The 17,284-nt window shown below is 66.1% G+C and carries 15 protein-coding genes and 1 pseudogene; 7 read left to right on the forward strand and 9 right to left on the reverse strand.

Going from position 1 to position 17,284, the window contains the following annotated elements:
* Positions 1 to 21: 21 nt before the first annotated feature.
* From ACSKB9_RS18860 to ACSKB9_RS18870, 3 genes are read right to left on the reverse strand one after another with little or no spacing between them, the layout of a single operon-like run.
* Positions 22 to 837 (reverse strand): ABC transporter permease, encoded by an 816-nt coding sequence (locus ACSKB9_RS18860; protein WP_438074850.1) that lies wholly within the window; start codon positions 835 to 837, stop codon positions 22 to 24.
* Positions 837 to 1,751, reverse strand: coding sequence for an ABC transporter permease (locus ACSKB9_RS18865; RefSeq protein ID WP_438074852.1), 915 nt, complete (start codon positions 1,749 to 1,751; stop codon positions 837 to 839). Before ACSKB9_RS18865 ends, ACSKB9_RS18860 begins: the two co-directional genes overlap by 1 nt.
* Entirely contained in the window at positions 1,748 to 2,848 is a 1,101-nt protein-coding gene (locus ACSKB9_RS18870; RefSeq protein WP_438080293.1) for an ABC transporter ATP-binding protein, read from the reverse strand. The genes ACSKB9_RS18865 and ACSKB9_RS18870 overlap by 4 nt, the downstream gene beginning before the upstream one ends.
* Positions 2,849 to 3,143: 295 nt before the next feature.
* Here ACSKB9_RS18870 and ACSKB9_RS18875 point away from each other — a divergent pair, with 295 nt between their 5' ends.
* Complete coding sequence (locus ACSKB9_RS18875) at positions 3,144 to 4,373, forward strand: tetratricopeptide repeat protein (protein WP_438080295.1); 1,230 nt, start codon at positions 3,144 to 3,146, stop codon at positions 4,371 to 4,373.
* Between the two features lie 156 nt (positions 4,374 to 4,529).
* On the opposite strand, the gene ACSKB9_RS18880 is transcribed toward ACSKB9_RS18875, so the two are convergent.
* The 3 genes from ACSKB9_RS18880 to ACSKB9_RS18890 all read right to left on the reverse strand — a co-directional run bounded on the left by ACSKB9_RS18880 (position 4,530) and on the right by ACSKB9_RS18890 (position 10,894).
* The gene (locus tag ACSKB9_RS18880; RefSeq protein WP_438074854.1) at positions 4,530 to 5,996 is read right to left on the reverse strand and encodes a glycerol-3-phosphate dehydrogenase; all 1,467 of its coding nucleotides are present in this window, start codon (positions 5,994 to 5,996) and stop codon (positions 4,530 to 4,532) included.
* 335 nt (positions 5,997 to 6,331) lie between these two features.
* Positions 6,332 to 7,855, reverse strand: coding sequence for an ABC-F family ATP-binding cassette domain-containing protein (locus ACSKB9_RS18885; protein ID WP_438074856.1), 1,524 nt, complete (start codon positions 7,853 to 7,855; stop codon positions 6,332 to 6,334).
* A 351-nt stretch (positions 7,856 to 8,206) separates the two neighbouring features.
* Positions 8,207 to 10,894: a sensor domain-containing protein gene (locus tag ACSKB9_RS18890; protein ID WP_438074858.1), complete on the reverse strand. Its 2,688-nt coding sequence runs from the start codon at positions 10,892 to 10,894 to the stop codon at positions 8,207 to 8,209.
* Between the two features lie 275 nt (positions 10,895 to 11,169).
* On the opposite strand from ACSKB9_RS18890, the gene ACSKB9_RS18895 reads away from it, so the two are divergent.
* Positions 11,170 to 12,273 (forward strand): NAD(P)/FAD-dependent oxidoreductase, encoded by a 1,104-nt coding sequence (locus ACSKB9_RS18895; protein WP_438074860.1) that lies wholly within the window; start codon positions 11,170 to 11,172, stop codon positions 12,271 to 12,273.
* A gap of 96 nt (positions 12,274 to 12,369) precedes the next feature.
* Here ACSKB9_RS18895 and ACSKB9_RS18900 read toward each other — a convergent pair whose 3' ends face one another.
* Positions 12,370 to 12,555 (reverse strand): YdcH family protein, encoded by a 186-nt coding sequence (locus tag ACSKB9_RS18900; protein WP_016847370.1) that lies wholly within the window; start codon positions 12,553 to 12,555, stop codon positions 12,370 to 12,372.
* 240 nt (positions 12,556 to 12,795) lie between these two features.
* Here ACSKB9_RS18900 and ACSKB9_RS18905 point away from each other — a divergent pair.
* From ACSKB9_RS18905 to ACSKB9_RS18915, 3 genes and pseudogenes are all read left to right on the forward strand, one after another.
* Positions 12,796 to 13,003, forward strand: a pseudogene (locus tag ACSKB9_RS18905) (YdcH family protein).
* A gap of 194 nt (positions 13,004 to 13,197) precedes the next feature.
* A complete protein-coding gene (locus tag ACSKB9_RS18910) occupies positions 13,198 to 13,407 on the forward strand; it encodes a hypothetical protein (RefSeq protein WP_438074862.1) in 210 nt (69 codons plus the stop codon).
* Between the two features lie 115 nt (positions 13,408 to 13,522).
* Positions 13,523 to 13,774, forward strand: coding sequence for a hypothetical protein (locus tag ACSKB9_RS18915; protein WP_018268738.1), 252 nt, complete (start codon positions 13,523 to 13,525; stop codon positions 13,772 to 13,774).
* Here the strand turns inward: ACSKB9_RS18915 and ACSKB9_RS18920 are convergent.
* Entirely contained in the window at positions 13,769 to 14,494 is a 726-nt protein-coding gene (locus ACSKB9_RS18920) for a GGDEF domain-containing protein (RefSeq protein WP_438074864.1), read from the reverse strand. The genes ACSKB9_RS18915 and ACSKB9_RS18920 overlap by 6 nt on opposite strands.
* 145 nt (positions 14,495 to 14,639) lie before the next feature.
* Between ACSKB9_RS18920 and purE the strand changes: the two genes are divergently transcribed.
* Positions 14,640 to 15,128, forward strand: a complete 489-nt coding sequence (purE, locus tag ACSKB9_RS18925) for a 5-(carboxyamino)imidazole ribonucleotide mutase (RefSeq protein WP_438074866.1) — start codon at positions 14,640 to 14,642, stop codon at positions 15,126 to 15,128.
* Complete coding sequence (locus ACSKB9_RS18930) at positions 15,125 to 16,231, forward strand: 5-(carboxyamino)imidazole ribonucleotide synthase (RefSeq protein ID WP_438074868.1); 1,107 nt, start codon at positions 15,125 to 15,127, stop codon at positions 16,229 to 16,231. The genes purE and ACSKB9_RS18930 overlap by 4 nt, the downstream gene beginning before the upstream one ends.
* A gap of 169 nt (positions 16,232 to 16,400) precedes the next feature.
* On the opposite strand, the gene aqpZ is transcribed toward ACSKB9_RS18930, so the two are convergent.
* A complete protein-coding gene (gene aqpZ, locus ACSKB9_RS18935; protein ID WP_283067983.1) occupies positions 16,401 to 17,123 on the reverse strand; it encodes an aquaporin Z in 723 nt (240 codons plus the stop codon).
* Positions 17,124 to 17,284: the final 161 nt, after the last annotated feature.

Genomic DNA, 17,284 nt, shown 5'->3' on the forward strand with positions numbered 1-17,284 from the left:
ATCGCCCCGGAATGACGGAAATTACAGCGGCGCGGCGCTCTCGCCGCGCGCGCTCGACAGTTTCGAGGCGAACGAGGCGATCACGATGATCACGGCGATCAGCGCGATCACCAGCGTGCAGATCGCGTTGATCTCGGGTTTCACGCCGAGCCGGACCTCGGAATAGATCCGGATCGGCAGCGTCGCCGAGCCCGGGCCGGTGGTGAAGCTCGCGATCACGACGTCGTCGAGCGACAGCGTGAAGGCCAGCATCCAGCCGGCGACGATCGCCGGCACGATCAGCGGCAGCGTCACCAGGAGGAACGCCCGCACCGGATCGCAGCCGAGGTCCATCGCAGCCTCTTCCAGGCTGCGGTCGAGCGTGGCGAGGCGCGACTGCACCACGACCGTGACGAAGCACATCGTCAGCGTGGTGTGGGCGATCGTCACCGTCCAGAAGCCGCGCTCGGCATTCAGCGCCACGAACAGAAGCAACAGCGACAGGCCGGAGATCACCTCCGGCATGACCAGCGGCGAATACAGCATGCCGGAGAACAGTGCCCGCCCCCGGAACCGCTCGCCGCGCGCCAGCCCGACCGCCGCCAGCGTGCCCAGCAGTGTCGCCAGCGTCGCCGACACCGCGGCGACCGACAGGCTCATCCACGCCGCCTCCAGCATGGCGCGGTCGTTGAAGAACTCGCGGTACCAGCGCAGCGACCAGCCGCCCCACACCGTCACCAGCCGCGAGGCGTTGAACGAGTAGATCACGAGGATGACGATCGGCAGATAGAGGAACGCCAACCCGAGCGCCAGCGACGTCATGTTGAAGCGGGTGAGCCTGGTGACGGTGCGCGCCATCAGCGGCCCGCCTCCAGCTGACGCCGTTGCAGGCGGTCGTAGAGCACGAGCGGCGGCACCAGCAGCAGCAACAGCGCGATCGCGGCGGCTGACGCCACCGGCCAATCCTTGTTGGTGAAGAACTCGAGCCACAGCGTCTGCCCGATCATCAGCGAGTTGGAGCCGGCGAGCAGATCGGGGATCACGAACTCGCCGGCAATCGGAATGAAGCAGAGCAGCGCGCCGGCGCCGACGCCGGGCAGCGACAGCGGGAATGTCACCAGCCAGAACGCCTGCAACGGCGAGGCGCCGAGATCGCCCGCGGCCTCCAGCAGCGACGCGTCCATCCTGGAGAGCGTTGCATAGAGCGGCAGGATCATGAACGGCAGATAGGAATAGACGATGCCGAGATACATCGCGCTGTCCGTCGACAGCCAGACCACCGGCGCGGACACAATGTGCAGCGCGAGCAGAACCTGGTTGAGCAGGCCGTCATGCTGCAGGATGTTGATCCAGGCATAGATGCGGATCAGGAACGAGGTCCAGAACGGCACGATGACCAGCATCATCGCCACGCCCTGCCAACGCTGCGGCAATCGCGCCATGCCGTAGGCAATGGGATAACCGATCAGGAGCAAGATCAGCGTCGCGGTCACCGCGACGACGAGGCTGCGCAGATAGGACAGGATGTAGAGATTGTCCGAGATCAGCAGGCGGAAATTGTCGAACGACAATTGCGCGAACGCCGCGGCCAGCGCGGCGCGGCCCTCGGTGAAATCGAACACCGGCGTATAGGGCGGCTGGGCGATCGCGGTGTGCGACAGGCTGATCTTCAGCACGAAGCCGAACGGCACCAGGAAGAACAGCACCATCCACAGATAGGGCGCGATCGCGGCAAACCGCGCCGGCCGGGCGAAGATGCGGCGCGCGCTCATTGCTCGAGCACCAGGCAATCGTCGGCGGTGAACCATGCCACCACGCGCTGGCCGGCAAGATAGGCATCGACATCGAGCCGCGCGGTGTTGGCCATCGACGCGCGCACCACCGCGCCCGTCTCCAGCTTCACCCGGTAGCTGGTCGCGCCGCCGAGATAGTTGACGTCGGTGACGACGCCCTCCAGCCGGTTGATCGCCTGCGACGCGCCGCCGTCCGTTGCCGGCGCGCGGCGCGACAGCTTCACCTTCTCGGGGCGGATCGCGACGGAAACGACCTGCTTGGTCACCGGCGGCCACAGTTCGCTGACCGCGAGGGCGCCTGCATCAGCCGTCGCGACCGTCAGGCGCCCATTCTCGCGGGACGTGACCTCGCCGTTGAACAGATTGATGTCGCCGACGAACTCGGCGATCCAGCGCGAGGCCGGCGCCTCGTAGAGATTGCGCGGAGTTGCCACCTGAACCAGACGGCCGGCATCCATCACCCCGATGCGGCCGGCCATCGTCATCGCCTCCTCCTGATCGTGGGTGACGATGATGAAGGTCATGCCGAGCCGGCGCTGCAGCTCCATCAATTCGGCCTGCGTGCTCTCGCGCAGCTTCTTGTCGAGCGCGGCGAGCGGCTCGTCGAGCAGCAGCACCTGAGGGCGCCGCGCCAGCGAGCGCGCCAGCGCGACGCGCTGCCGCTGTCCGCCGGAGAGCTGGTCGGGCTTGCGCTTCTCCATCCCCTCGAGCTTGACGAGCGCCACCATCTCGGCGACGCGGGCCGCGATGTCGGCGCGCGCCATGCCGGCACGCTTCAGACCGAAGGCGATGTTGTCGCGCACCGACAGATGCGGGAACAGCGCGTAGTTCTGGAACATCATGTTGACGGGCCGCTCATGCGGCAGCACCTGGGCGATGTCGCTGCCGCCAAGCAGGATGCGGCCCTCGTCCGGCGTCTCGAAGCCGGCGAGCATGCGCAGCAGCGTGGTCTTGCCGCAGCCGCTCGGACCGAGCAGCGCGAAGAATTCGCCGGCGCGAATATCGAGCGAGAGCTTGTCAACCGCGCGGAAATTGCCGAACGACTTGGCGACACCCTCGATCCGCAGCAGCGGCATGTCCGAGACGGCCGGTTCAGGCAACGGCCTTGCCGCCTCCGCACTCGCTTCGCCCGATGTCACGTCCGTCAGCCCCGATTCCCCGTAAGGTGCGATTCTGGCGGCAAGCTAGCGGCGGATCGCCACCGGCTCAACCGCTTCAAGAACATCTCCCGCAATATTGTCGGCGACCGCGCCTCTGCTAGACTTCGCAGCCAAATTCGAGGGGCAACCGATGATTCACGACCGCTACGGCCTGCCGCTGACGACGAGCTCGGACCGCGCCGCCGCCTACTATGTCGACGGCGTCGATCGCATGCTGGCGGCGCTGCACGGCGCCGATGCGGCGTTCGAGGCCGCGATCGCCGAGGAGCCCGATTTCGCATTGGCCCATATCGGCCGTGCCCGCGTGCACCAGCTCAACATGGAAGGTGCCAAGGCCCGCGCCAAGGCAGCCGATGCACGGCAGCTGGCCGCGGCCGCAAGCCCGCGCGAGCGCCAGCACATCGAGATCATCGCGTCTGTGATCGAGGGCCAAGGCAAGAAGGCGATGGCCGCGGCCGAGCAGCATCTCAGCGAATATCCGCGCGATGCGCAGGTGCTGTCGCTGTTGCTCGGCGCCTTCGGCCTCTATGCGTTCTCCGGCCGGCCCGATCATGACGCCGCGCGGCTTGCCGTCTGCGAGCGTTACGCCGGCGACTATGGCGACGATTGGTGGTTCCTCACCTATCTCGGCTGGTCGAAGACCGAGGCCGGCGACCTCATCTCGGGCCGCGCCGTCACCGAGCGCGGCTACGCGCTGAAGCCGGAGAATGCCGGGGCGGCGCACGCGGTGGCGCACGCGCTGTTCGAGCAGGGCAATGGGGCGGAAGGCCGCAGCTTCCTCTCCGCCTGGCTGCCGGCGAATGACCGGACGAGTTTCCTGCAGGGCCATCTCGCCTGGCACCTCGCCTTGATCGCGATCGAGGAAGGCGACGCCGACAGCGCGCTCGACATTTACGAGCAGCACATCAAGCCGGCGGGCCGCCCCTATCCGCCGCTCAATATCTTCACCGACACGGCCTCGCTGCTGTGGCGGCTGACGGTCGCCGGCAAGACCGGTCTCGAGCAGCACTGGAAGGATGTCGCCGCCTATGGCGACGGCTACTTCCCGAAGGCCGGCGCGCATTTCGCCGACGTGCACCACGCGCTCGTCGCAGCCACGACCAACAACGACGCGCTCGAGGCGCGGCTGGTCGAGATGGCCACGCGCGACGCCGACGGCAGACTGGCGCCGGGCCCCGCGGCGATCGGGCTCGGCCGCGGGATCGCGGCCTTCGCCGCCGGCGATCACGACGACGCCGTGCGCATCCTTGCGCCGCTGATGCCCGAACTGGTGCGGATCGGCGGCAGCCATGCGCAACGTGAATTGTGGGAGGACACCTTCATCGTCGCATGCCTGCGCGCCGGCCAGGGCCGACAGGCAACGAGCCTGATCTCGGAGCGGCTGCATCGCCGTCCGTCCCGGCGCGACCTCGCCTGGTCGCAAGAGGCTGCAAGGCAATAGCCGCTGCTGGAGCTCTCCTCCTTCCCCCTGAAAGGGGGAAGGTCGGGATGGGGGTCGGCCACGGACGACACCGGTTGTCATAGAGGCAGAATCCCCACCCGCTTTGCTCTGGCGAGCAAAGCGACCTCCCCTTTCAAGGGGGGGTTTGAAGCGAGCTCAATCCGCCTTCGCCATGAACGCCGCAAGCGCGTCGCGATCGGCTTGCGGCATGGTCAGCCCGAGCTTGGAGCGGCGCCACAGGATATCGTCGGCAAAGCGCGCCCATTCCTTGCGCATGAGGTAGCGCACCTCGGCGCCGGTCAGTTCGGGACCGAAGGCCGGGCCGAGATCGGCCTTCTCTTTGGCGCCTCCCAAAATGTCCTTCACATTCAGCCCATAGGCGGCCACCAGCCGCCGCGCCTGCGCCTCGCCGAGGAAGCGCCAGCGGTCGCGGGCGATGTCGACCTCGGTCTCGAAGCGCTGCCACGCGAACTCGCCGCCCGGCAGCGGCGCCGTTGCGGTCCAGCGCGGCGTCATCGGATAAAACCGCGTGAACTCCGACACCGCCCGCTCGGCGCGGCGCCGCGCGGTGGTGACGTCGCCGCCGAAGGTCGTGAGCAGCGGCGCCTTGCCGCACCTGATATCGAGCAGCGCGGCGCCATCGCTCATGTGCCGGCGCGCGGGCACGAGCACGGAATTGGCACCGGAGACGGTCCGCAGCACATCCACTGGGGCGATCTGCTCGCGAAAGTAGCGATTGGCGGCGTCGCAGAGATAGGCCTCCTCGCGCACATCAATTGCGACAACCGCCGGATCACCCTTGAAGGGATGACTGACGCTGCCGATCAGGGTGAAGTCGCGCTCGTAGGGACTGGCGAAGATCAGCCGGCCGTCAGGATTCTGAAACACATAGACGTTGTCGCAGTCGAACAGGCGGCGCACCACGATCTGGCTGATCTGCACGGTCGCAAGCTGCGGCGCGGGCACCCGCAGCACAATGTCGGCGACCGAGGCGGTCCACGCGCCGGTCGCGTTGACCAGCGCCCGCGCCGTGATCACGCGCCGATAGCCGCGGTCGATCGCGACCAGCCGCCAGGTCTCGCCGCGCTCGCCCCGGGTCACGCGGGCGCCGGTGCGGATATCGGCGCCGCGCGCGGCGGCATCGACGGCGGTGAGCACGACGAGCCGGGAATCGTTGACGACGCAGTCGGAATATTCGAACGCGGTTCCGAACGGCCGCTTCAGCGCATTGCCGACCGGATGGTGGGTGACATCGAGCGTCGCCGAGCGCGGCAGACCGCTGCGCGAAGTCAGCCGCTCATAGAGCAGCAGCAACGACCGCAACTGCCATGCCGGCCGCTCCTCGGCATGCGCCGGGATCACGAAGCGCACCGGCCGCACCAGATGCGGCGCGATGCGCAGCAACACGTCGCGTTCCCTCAGTGCCCTGCGGACGCGGAAGAACTCCCGCCGTTCCAGCCCGGCCAGATCGCCATGGACCAGCCGCGGCGAAGCCTGCGATGCGCCGGAACCGAGATCGCCCTGCTCCAGCAGGATCACGCGCAGGCCGCGGCCGGCGGCATCACGGGCAATGCTCGTGCCGTTCAGGCCACCGCCGATGATCGCGACGTCGTAGTCCGCCATGCGCAACGCCTATCGCATTTTCATGCGAACGAAAGACGGGTTCGCACGAAAAATGCGTCAAGGCGCGGCGCTGAACGACATGATGTCTGGGTGAATCACGGCACACTCACCTTCCCGCTTGCTGGGGCGAGCGCACGCTTGCATGATTTCGGAATATTGGAATAATGCCCCTGAGTTGCCCGACGTGTCAAGTAGCCTGCTCGAACGCCGGCCGCCCCGGCTACTTTGCATGGGGTTGTTTTCGATATTTTGGCAGCGCTCCTCCTGCGACGGCCCCGCAAGCGGGAGAGGCACACCGTCTTCGCGACGGCTATCCAATCTGACTCCATCACGCGCTAGTCCGTACCGGCCGCGGCAAAGAACTGCTCCGGTCCATCGACCTCGATCAGCTTCCTGCCTTCGACCACCCAGAACCGGTTGGCCACCGTGCGCACGAACTGGCGGTCGTGCGACACCAGGAGGCAACTGGCCTGCTGTTCCATCAACTCGTCCTCCAGCGCCTCCTGACCCTCGATGTCGAGGTGGTTGGTCGGCTCGTCGAGCAGATAGAAGTTCGGCTGGGTGAGCCGCAGCACCAGCATGCCGAGGCGGGCCTTCTGCCCGCCCGACAGCCGCCCGATCGGACGGCCCTGCATCTCGATCGAGAGCCCGGCGCCGGCGAGCAAGCCGCGCGCACGCTGATCGCCGACCTCGAAGCGCCGCGTCAGCATGCGCATCGGCGTGTCGCTATCGGCGAGATCGGCCAGCGCCTGGTCGCAATAGCCAAGCACCAATGACTCGGTGGCCCGGATCTCGGCCGGTGCCGCTGCGGCATTCTCGATCGCCAGCCGCAGCGCCGCGACGAAGCGGGTCTTGCCGGCGCCATTCGGCCCGAGCAGCGCAATCCGGTCGCCCTTGCAGATGAACTGCTGACCGGTCCTGAATAACAGCCTGCCGTCGGGTGTGGCGATCCCGGCGTTGTCCAGCCTGATCAGGACCTTGGCATGGGTGTCGCGGTTGGCGAGCCGGATCGTTCCAGCCGAGCGCTCCAAATGCGCGGGCTTCGCCGTCTCCTCCAGTCTCTCGGCGCGCTGCTTCAATTGCCTGGTCTTCGACAGCAGAAGGTCGCTGCCGGAATTGATGCCGAGATTGTTGAGCTTCGCCGCCTGCTGGCGGAGCTGCCGCACGGCCTTCATGTCGCGCTGATAGCGCCGCTCGTCCGCGGCATCGAATTCGTCGATCGCCGCGCGCGCCGCGGTATAGGGCAGCGAGAACAGCTGCGACCGCTCCGGGCGCAGGAACAGCGTCCGGTTGGTCGTCGCATCGAGAAAGGCGCGATCGTGGCTTGCGATCACCACCGGCATCTCGCGCGGCAGCGCGTTAAGCCAGGCCTCAAGCCGGCCGATCTTAGCGAGGTCGAGATGGTTGGTCGGCTCGTCGAGCAGCAACACAACGGGCTCGGTCACCAGCACGCGGGCGAGCACCGCAAGCCGCAACCATCCGCCGCTCAGCTGCTTCAGCGGTCTCGTCCACAGCTCCTCCGGCACCTCGAGCGATTGCAAGGCGACGTCGACCCGCCAGCCCTCGCTGGCGCGCTGCTCGCCGGGAAGCGCCTCGAGCACGGCGGCATGGAACGGCGTATCCAGGAGTTTGGGCGGCGCATCCTGCTCGACATGGCCAACGGTCAGTCCGCGCGCACGGGTGATATCGCCTTCGTTAGGCTCCATCGCATCTGCGATGCAGCGCAGCAGCGTAGACTTGCCGCGGCCGTTGGCGGCGACCAGCCCGATGCGGTCGCCGGCATTGACGACAAAATTCAGTTCGGAAAACAGCGGCGCGTTCAGCGTCACGCCGAGATTGCGGACATTGATGAGGGTCACGATCAATTCTCTGGTCTTGCCGGCAATCGCAACATCCCGAGGCGTCCAGCCATCATCGGATGTGCGTGTCGAAGCGCGGCGAGGGATTGATGTGGAGGCGCGAACGCTCAAGCGTTCGACGCCGCACGGCCACGAAGGGCAGACCAGGAAGGATTTAGCGCGAGTTTCCGGTCAGCCCTGCAAACGCATCTGCAGGGCGTTGACGGGGCCACGCTTGAGGTGGGGATCGGTGTATCTCGCCACGACGCGGCCCTCCTTTCTCGGCTGAAATGATGTGGTGGGTCGAGATGTAGCCGGACGTGCAGCGGATGGCAAGCACAGCCGGCCGGACCGGCGACCATTCAGGCCAAATTACCCGACTCTGCGCACGGTTTCGGCAAGCTGGTCGCCGCCGACCAGCGCGGCGAATTGACCGATCGGGGCCGGCCTGCCGATCAGATAGCCCTGCACCGCGTCGCAGCCTTCTTCGGCGAGAAAGTCGAGCTGCGCCTCGGTCTCGACGCCTTCGGCGACGATCGACATTTCAAGGCCGTGGCCGAGATCGATCACCGCGCGCACGATCGCGGCCGATTGCGGGTTGCGGCCGAGATTGATGACGAAGGCACGGTCGATTTTGATCTTGTCGAACGGAAATGCCTGCAGGTAGCTCAGCGAGGAATAGCCGCTGCCGAAATCGTCCATCGAGATGCGGACGCCGAGCGCCTTCAGCCGCCGCAGCAGCGACAGGCCGCGGTCGAAATCCTCGATCAGCACGCCCTCAGTGATTTCGAGCTCGAGCCGGTCCGGCGTGAGCCCGGTCTCGAGCAGGATCGAATGCACGAGGCCGACGAGGTCGCCATGGGTGAATTGCGCCGGCGACAGGTTCACCGCGACCTGCAGCGGGATCGCCCAGGAGGCCGCCTCCCGGCAGGCTTCGCGCAGAATCCATTCGCCCATCTCGACGATCAGGCCGCTTTCTTCCGCGAGCGGAATGAAGTCGCCGGGCGGCACGAAGCCGCGCACCGGATGGTGCCAGCGCGCCAGCGCCTCGAAGCCGATGATCTGGCTGGCCGCCACGCTGCCGCCCGCGGCGGCCTGCGGCTGGTAGTAGAGCGACAATTCGCCATTCTTGATCGCGACCGACAGCTCCTGGTGCAGCACGCGGCGATCGCGGATCTGCTGGTCCATCTCCGGTTCGAAGATCGAGATCGTGCCGCGCGACTTCGCCTTGGCGCGAAACAGCGCCGCGCCGGAATTGGCCAGCAGCGAGGCCGCGTCGGATCCGTTGTCCGGGAACACCGCGATCCCTGTGGTGAGGCCGGTTCGCACCGACTTGCCGTCGATCAGGAAATCCTGCCCGAGCGCCTCGGCGGCCTGCTCGGCCAGCGCGATGCCGGCGACCGGCTGCTTGCCGTCGATGATGAGGCCGAATTCGTCGCCGGACAGCCGCGCCACCACGCCGCCGCGTGCCACGGCCTGCAAACGCTGCGCGACCTCGATCAGCACCTTGTCGCCCATCGCATGGCCGTAGACGTCGTTGATCTCCTTCAACCCGTCGAGATCGACGCAGAGCACGGCGAACTCCTCGTCGGTGCTGTCGCAGGCCTCGATCATCTGGGTCAGCGCCTGCAGGAAGGCGGCGCGGTTCGGCAGATCGGTCAGGCCGTCATGATAGGCCATGTGCGCCATCCGCGACTCGGTCTGGCGCCGGTCGGTGACGTCCTCATGGGTCTTGATCAGATATTGCGGCTCGCCGACATCGTCGAGCACGGTCATGCGGCGGGTCAGGAACAGCCGCAGGCCGTCCTTGGTCGAGATCGGATGCTCCTCGGCGATCATGCTGCGCTTCCTGATCGCGGCCTCGTCGCGGGCGATGATCAGCTTGGCTTCACGCGCATTGAAGATGTCGGACGCGGTCAGGCCGGCGGCGTCCTCGCGGCGGCGATTGAGGATCGTCTCGGCGCTGCGGTTGGCCAGCAGGTAGCGGCCGTCGCTGACCCGCTGCACGATCAGCGAGACCGGGATGTTGTCGACCACGAGCTCGAGGAACTTCTTGTTGTTCTCGAGCTCGCGCGACAGCGAACGGCGATCGGTGACGTCCTCGAACAGTGCGATCAGGAATTCCGGCTCGCCGGCCTCGTTGCGGGCGATCACGCGGTTGGAGGCGAGGATCCGCTTGTCCGAACCGCGTTCGACGAAGAATTCGCTGCGATGATAGCCTTCCGCCGCGTTCAGCGCCGCGCGGTCGGCGGTGTCGATGCTGGCGGCGGTCTCGGGGCGGAAGATCTCGTCGGCGCGCTTGCCCACGATGTGATCGCGCGAGAAGCGCGAGAAGCGCTCGAATGCGCGGTTGGCGAAGATGTAGCGGCCGTCCTCGATGTTCTTGGCCGCGACGCAGACCGGAACGTTGTCGAGCACCGATTCCAGGAATTGCGTGGTCGAGGCGAGCTTGCGCGACAGCTTGCGCTGGTCGGTGCAATCGAGATGGGTCGCGACCGAGCCGCCGTTCGGCAATGGAAAATACTTCACCAGCACCGACCTGCCGCCGGGCAGCTCGGTAACCAGTCCGTCGGGCGCCGCGGCCCTGACGAAGAAATCCTCGGCGCTGAGGTCGAGCACGCCGCGGTCGCGGCGCAGTTCCAGCAGTTCGACGCCGGTCATGTTGCGCCTGATGTCGGCGCGTGACAGGCCGTAGATGTCGAGATAGCGGTCGTTGCAGAACACGATGCGCTCCTGCGCATCGGTCATCACCACGCCCTGGTTCAAATGGTTGAGTGCCGACGAGACGAAGGCGTTGCGCCGCAATTGCGCGCGCTTGGCCTTGCGCAGCGCCGAGAGAATCCACAGCCCGACCGCACCGAAAAAGGACGCGACCACCACGCTGCCGATCAGGAGCTCCCAGACCAGGCCGGGATCGAGGCTGCCCAGATAGCTCGACGGCGCGAACGCACCGGTGCCGGCCCGGGCTGCAGCGCACGGCGCGACGGCGGCAATCAGGCAGAGCACGGCCCTTGCCGGAATCGAATTCTTCCCGCCCGCCTGCACCTTCCTGCCAGCCATCGATCACCCGCGGATTTCCGGGGGCGAGTGTCCGGCTCCGGCGGTTTGGATCGGGTAAACGCGTACTGATGCAACCGGAAAATGCTGACTTAATTTATGGCAATTGCCCTGACATGATTAATGCTCCACTAACAGGGCATGGCTTCCCAACTTTTTGAGATGGCCCAAGCACTTGCCTAATAAGCACTTGCCCGAAGCGGCTGGATCGGCTGAACGATGTTGGCGGCAGCGGTCATGGCGTGGCCGGGCGGAAATTTGCGGACCTGAAGGACGAGATGGACAGGGTTGATTGCGTGATCGTCGGTGCGGGGGTGATCGGCCTCGCCGTGGCGCGGCGGCTGGCACAGGCCGGCCGCGAAGTGATTGTGCTCGAGGAGGCCGAGGGGATCGGCACGGTGACGTCGTCGCGAAACAGCGAGGTGATCCACGCCGGCATCTACTACCGCGCCGGCAGCCTGATGGCGCGGATGTGCGTCAGCGGCAAGCGGGCGCTCTACCGCTACTGCGCCGAGCACGGCATCCCGCACAAGAATTGCGGCAAGCTGATCGTGGCCACCACGCCTGCGGAGACCGAGAAGCTGCAGTCGATCCGCGCGCATGCCGAGGCCAACGGCGTCGACGACATGCAGCTTCTGTCCGGCGAGGCGGCGCGCGCCCTGGAGCCGGCGCTGAATTGCGACGCAGCGCTGCTGTCGCCCTCGACCGGGATCATCGACAGCCATGCTTACATGCTGGCGCTGCGCGGTGACGCCGAGGCGGCCGGGGCGGCGTTCGCCTTCCATACGCCGCTGCTCCACGCCAGGGCCACCGCCGACGGGTTCGAGATCGAGGCCGGCGGCGCCGCGCCGATGATGCTGGCCTGCGATCTCCTGGTCAATGCCGCCGGGCTCGGCGCGACGGCAGTCGCGCGCAACGTCGAGGGCATGCCGATCGAATTGATTCCAACGGCCTATTTGGCCAAGGGCAATTACTTCAGCTGCAGCGCCAGGGCGCCGTTCTCGCGGCTGATCTACCCGGTGCCGGAACCCGGCGGGCTCGGCGTGCACCTGACGCTCGACATGGCCGGCCAGGCGAGGTTCGGGCCCGACGTCCAATGGATCGATCACATCGATTACGCGGTCGACCCGGATCGGGCCGAGCGGTTCTATCCGGCGATCCGGAAATACTGGCCGGCCCTGCCGGACGGCGCGCTGATGCCGAGCTATTCGGGAATCCGCCCCAAGATCGTGCCGCCGGCGGTGGCGACCCAGGATTTCCTGATCCAGGCGCCGGCCGATCACGGCGTCGCGGGCCTGATCAACCTGTTCGGCATTGAATCGCCCGGACTGACGTCATCGCTCGCGGTCGCCGACCATGTCGGCGAGTTGGCGGAACTCTGAGCAAGTACAGCAAGGCCCTCCGGGGGATGCGCGCGCACTTGGGCGTTCATCCCTCGGTGAAAGGCCAGGCTATTTGCTAATTTGCAGGGGGGCGGTCTAGTGGACCGTGTCGTCGGCGGACAGTCTCAACCGCTCGATTTGATCCTTGACCATCAACTTGCGGCGCTTCAGCTCGCAAATATGCAGGTCGTCTACAGAGGGGTGAACGAGCGCTTCGTGCAGTTCGTTCTCGAGTATTTTGTGTTTACGCTCCAGCTCAATGAGATGGGCCTGTATTGCCATTGCGAACACTCCTCGGTGCGTTAAACCTCAGGTTCGATCCGGACCGTCGAGTGTACACGAGTGGACGGCGCTGTCGATGGGGGACGCGAAATGCCGCACGCACTCATTTCGGTTTATCTGTAACCAATCGTGACTATGGAACCGGTCCGGCTTGCGCGGCGCGCGTTCAAGGAGGATATTCCGGCGAGCGGCGACTTCCGCCGTAACAACCTTATCGTGCTTATCAGTTAATACACAACCATGAACGATCAGGATGAGCGCGAACTAATCGCCGAGCTCGCGCGGCTGCAACAAGAGCACCGCGACCTCGATGCCGCGATCGAACGCGCTGCACCAGTCGCCGGCGCCGGATCTCTTGATGCTGCAACGCTTGAAGAAGCGGAAGCTGCAACTGCGCGATCGCATCGCCTTCATCGAAGACCAGATCACGCCCGACATCATTGCCTGACGCGCGCCGCGGCGCGGGCCTTCGCGGTTCGGCGTTCCGGTTCAGACCGGGCGGCGGTTTTCCCCGTCATCCACAGCGCCTCACCGGCTTCACGTTCGCGGCAACGGACGCGAGGCGGTTTCTCGGCGCTTGACTCCGAAGGAACAAAAGAGAACATGCCGACCCAGCCGCCAGCCATCAGAGGGAGTTTCGCCATGTCCGCACCGCCTTCCCTGCCCGACAACAGCCGCTACGAGAAGGCCTGCGATCAGGCGATCGCGATGTGCGACGGCAACCTGCGCAGCACCATCAAGGCGCTGATCATGGCCAACGAATATCTGGAAGCCGAGCTTGAGGAATTGCAGGCCGCGATCACCGCCGGCTGCGTGCCGGCGCAGACCCGGGTGGCGAGCGACGCCGCCTAGAGCCCACTTCGATTGAATCGAAACGGAGGCTCTGATTCTTGTTTTGACGCGTTTTCTTCACGCGAACCGGTACCCACTTCGCTCGAAAACGCTCTAACCCTTCGGGAGCACAGCGATGGCCGATGTGACCTACTACGTGGCACTGCCCTTCATGCAGGACGATGACGGCACGCCGGTCGCCGGCAATGCCGAGGAATGCCAGAGCTCGGCGGTCGCGCTGCGCCGCGCCGAGACCATGTCGCGGATGCCCGGCAGCATCGGCGCCGTCGCGTTCAGCCGCACCGGCGATCCAGCGATCGGCGAATTCGGCGATGCCAAGCTGTTGCGGGCCTACGGCAACGTGCCGGAGGATCTCAGCGCGCTATAATTCTCGGGATTCGTGGCGCCGCTGGGCCTTGCGCACATACATCGCACGGTCGGCCTCATCGAGCACGCGATCGATATCCGAATGCGCGGTGAGGATCGCAACGCCCGCGGAGGCGCCTGCGGTGACCTGGCTGTTACGGAACATGAAGGTCAACCGATCGATCGCCTCTTCCAGCGCAGCCGCCTTGGCGCGGGCATCGGTCTCGCTGAGATTCCACAGCAGCACGGCGAACTCGTCACCGCCGAGACGGCCGATCACATCGGAAGCGCGCACCTGATCCGATATCGCGGCAACGATCGCCTTCAGCACCTCGTCGCCCGCCGCGTGGCCGAAGGCATCGTTGATCGGCTTGAGGCGATCGACGTCGAGCAAGATCAGCGCGCCGGAGGCCTGATAGCGCTTGATGAAGGAGAGCGAACGGGCGAGCTCCCGCTCGAATCCGCGCCGGTTCAGGATGTCGAGCAGGAAGTCGGTCTCGGCGGAGGCCTGCAGCTCCTCGATCCGGGCCTGCGCCCGCGCCAGCTGCGCCCGCAAGCTGCGGATGGTCGATTTGTCGCCGGATGCGACCGCGCCTCGCGTGGAAGCTCCGGTTCCAGCCCGTTTGGTTCCAGCCCGCTTGGCTGCAGTCTTGCCCGGCCTGGATTTGCGCGCGGCGGGCGCGCCTTTCCGTCGTTTCGCGGCCCCGGAGGCGGCCGACGTCGTCTTCTTCTTCATGCGCATCCTTGTTGAGGCCTGCTTATGAAGGCTTGCCGGGATTCACCAAGACAGGATAGTCCATTCTAACTCCCTTGCCACGCCTTGGATGACGCCCGGGCCGTCCCTATAATCGGCCTATGCTTTTGGATTCCTGCACAGAATTGAAGAGATGACCGCTCCGATCGCCATCATCATGGGAAGTCAGTCCGACTGGGAAACCATGCGCCATGCCGCCGACACGCTGGCTGCGCTCGGTGTCGCCTGCGAAACGCGCATCGTTTCGGCCCACCGCACCCCGGATCGGCTCTATGCCTTTGCCAAGGGCGCCAAGGCAGCCGGCCACAAGGTGATCATTGCCGGCGCCGGCGGCGCCGCCCATTTGCCGGGCATGACGGCCGCGCTGACCGAGCTCCCGGTGTTCGGGGTTCCCGTCGAGTCGAAGGCGCTGTCGGGCGTCGATTCGCTCTATTCGATCGTGCAGATGCCGGCCGGCGTCCCGGTCGGGACGCTGGCGATCGGCAAGGCCGGCGCGATCAATGCCGCGTTGCTCGCGGCGAGCGTGCTCGCACTCGACGATCCGGCTCTGTCGGCCCGCCTTGCGGCTTGGCGCAAGCAGCAGACCGACGCGGTCAACGAGCATCCGGAGGGCGCGGCGTGACGGCTTCGAACCCAGTGAAGCTGAAGCCGGGCGACACCATTGGAATCCTCGGCGGCGGACAATTGGGCCGGATGCTGGCGATGGCCGCGGCGCGCCTCGGGCTCCGCTGCCAGGTGTTTTCGCCGGATCCGGACTCCCCGGCGTTCGACGTGGTGCAGAACGCGACCTGCGCGGAATATGCCGACGTCGAGGCGCTCGAACTGTTCGCCAACGACGTCGACGTCGTCACCTATGAATTCGAGAATGTCCCGGCCGCGACCGCGATGGTGCTCGCCGCGCGGCGCCCGGTGCTGCCGGCCTACAAGATCCTGGAGACCACGCAGGACCGGCTGATCGAGAAGGATTTCATCAGCAAGCTCGGCATCGGCACCGCCGACTATGCCGACGTGTCCTCGGTCGGCACGCTGCGCACGGCAATCGAACGCATCGGCCTGCCCGCGGTGATCAAGACCCGCCGCTTCGGCTATGACGGCAAGGGCCAGGCCATCATCCGCGAGGGCGATGACCTCGAACAGGTCTGGGAGGACCTTGGCACCAAGTCGGCGATCCTCGAGGCCTTCGTGCCGTTCGAGCGCGAGATCTCGGTGATCGCGGCCCGCTCCGCGTCCGGCGAAGTCGAATGCTTCGACGTCACCGAGAACGAGCATCGCGACCACATCCTGAAAATTTCCCGCGCGCCGGCCGCAATCCCCGATGAGCTTGCCGCGCAGGCGCGCGCGATCGCCGAAAAGATCGCCGCGGCGCTCGACTATGTCGGCGTGCTCGCGGTGGAAATGTTCGCGGTTCCCGGCAACGGCAGCAAGGCGACGGTGCTGGTCAATGAGATCGCGCCGCGCGTGCACAATTCCGGTCACTGGACGCTCGACGGCGCCTCGATCTCACAGTTCGAGCAGCACATCCGCGCGATCGCCGGCTGGCCGCTGGGCAAGCCGGTGCGCCACGGCGAGGTCGTCATGACCAACCTGATCGGCGACGACATCCTGAGCTACGAGCAGTGGCTCACCGTTCCCGGCGCCACGGTGCATCTGTACGGCAAGGGCACGCCGCGCCCCGGCCGCAAGATGGGACACGTCACCGAAGTGACGCCGGCCCGCAAGCGATAATTCCACACGCGGCCCATAGCCGCCTTCGTCGTATCGATGGAAATGGGATCGTGGCAACCACGATTAGAGCATCGGTTCTGATTGAATCAGAACCGATGCTCTGGATTTTTGTTTGCGCGTTTTCTTCACGCGAACCGGCGTCCACTTCGCTCGAAAACGCTCTCGCCGATCACGCCGTCTTCGCGCCGGCGACGACACCGGTCGGCTCGTCGCTGAGCCAGCGATAGATCACGCCGCCGAGCGCACCGCCGATCAAAGGCGCGACCCAGAACAGCCAGAGCTGCCCCAGCGCCCAGCCGCCGACGAACAGCGCCGGTCCGGTGCTGCGCGCCGGATTCACCGAGGTGTTGGTGACGGGAATGCTGACGAGATGGATCATCACCAGCGCGAGGCCGATGGCGAGCGGTGCGAAGCCGGCGGGCGCCTTGCCATGGGTCGATCCCATGATGATGAACAGGAACATCATGGTCATCACCACCTCGGTGATGAAGCACACCACCATGTTGTACTGGCCGGGTGAGTGCGCGTCATAGCCGTTGGAGGCAAAGCCCTTGCTGACATCGAAGCCGGGCGCGCCGCTCGCGATCACATAGAGCAGCCAGGCCGCGATGATTGCGCCCACAACCTGCGCGATGATGTAGGGCAGCACCTGGCCGCCCGGGAAACGCCCACCCGCGGCGAGCCCGACCGTCACCGCCGGGTTGAGGTGGCAACCCGAGATATGGCCGATCGCGTAGGCCATGGTCACCACGCTCAGCCCGAAGGCCAGTGACACGCCGACCAGGCCGATCCCGACCTGCGGAAAGCCGGCCGCGATCACCGCGCTGCCGCAACCAGCGAATGTGAGCCAGAACGTACCGATGGCCTCGGCAGCGTATTTCTTCATCTCCATCTCGCATCTCCCCTATTTCCAATGTCCGGGTTATCCAAAACGCCGGGAGCGGCCCTCATCTGGGCGCCAAACCACCCAAATCGGGGCCGCACAATGGCATTTTCGCCCTATTTCGTGGCTTTACTAGGCCCGAAAGTCACTCGACCGGTGGACATCTGCGC

Source organism: Bradyrhizobium sp. BR 1433 (assembly GCF_051547665.1).
GTDB classification, from domain to species: Bacteria; Pseudomonadota; Alphaproteobacteria; order Rhizobiales; family Xanthobacteraceae; genus Bradyrhizobium; species Bradyrhizobium australafricanum.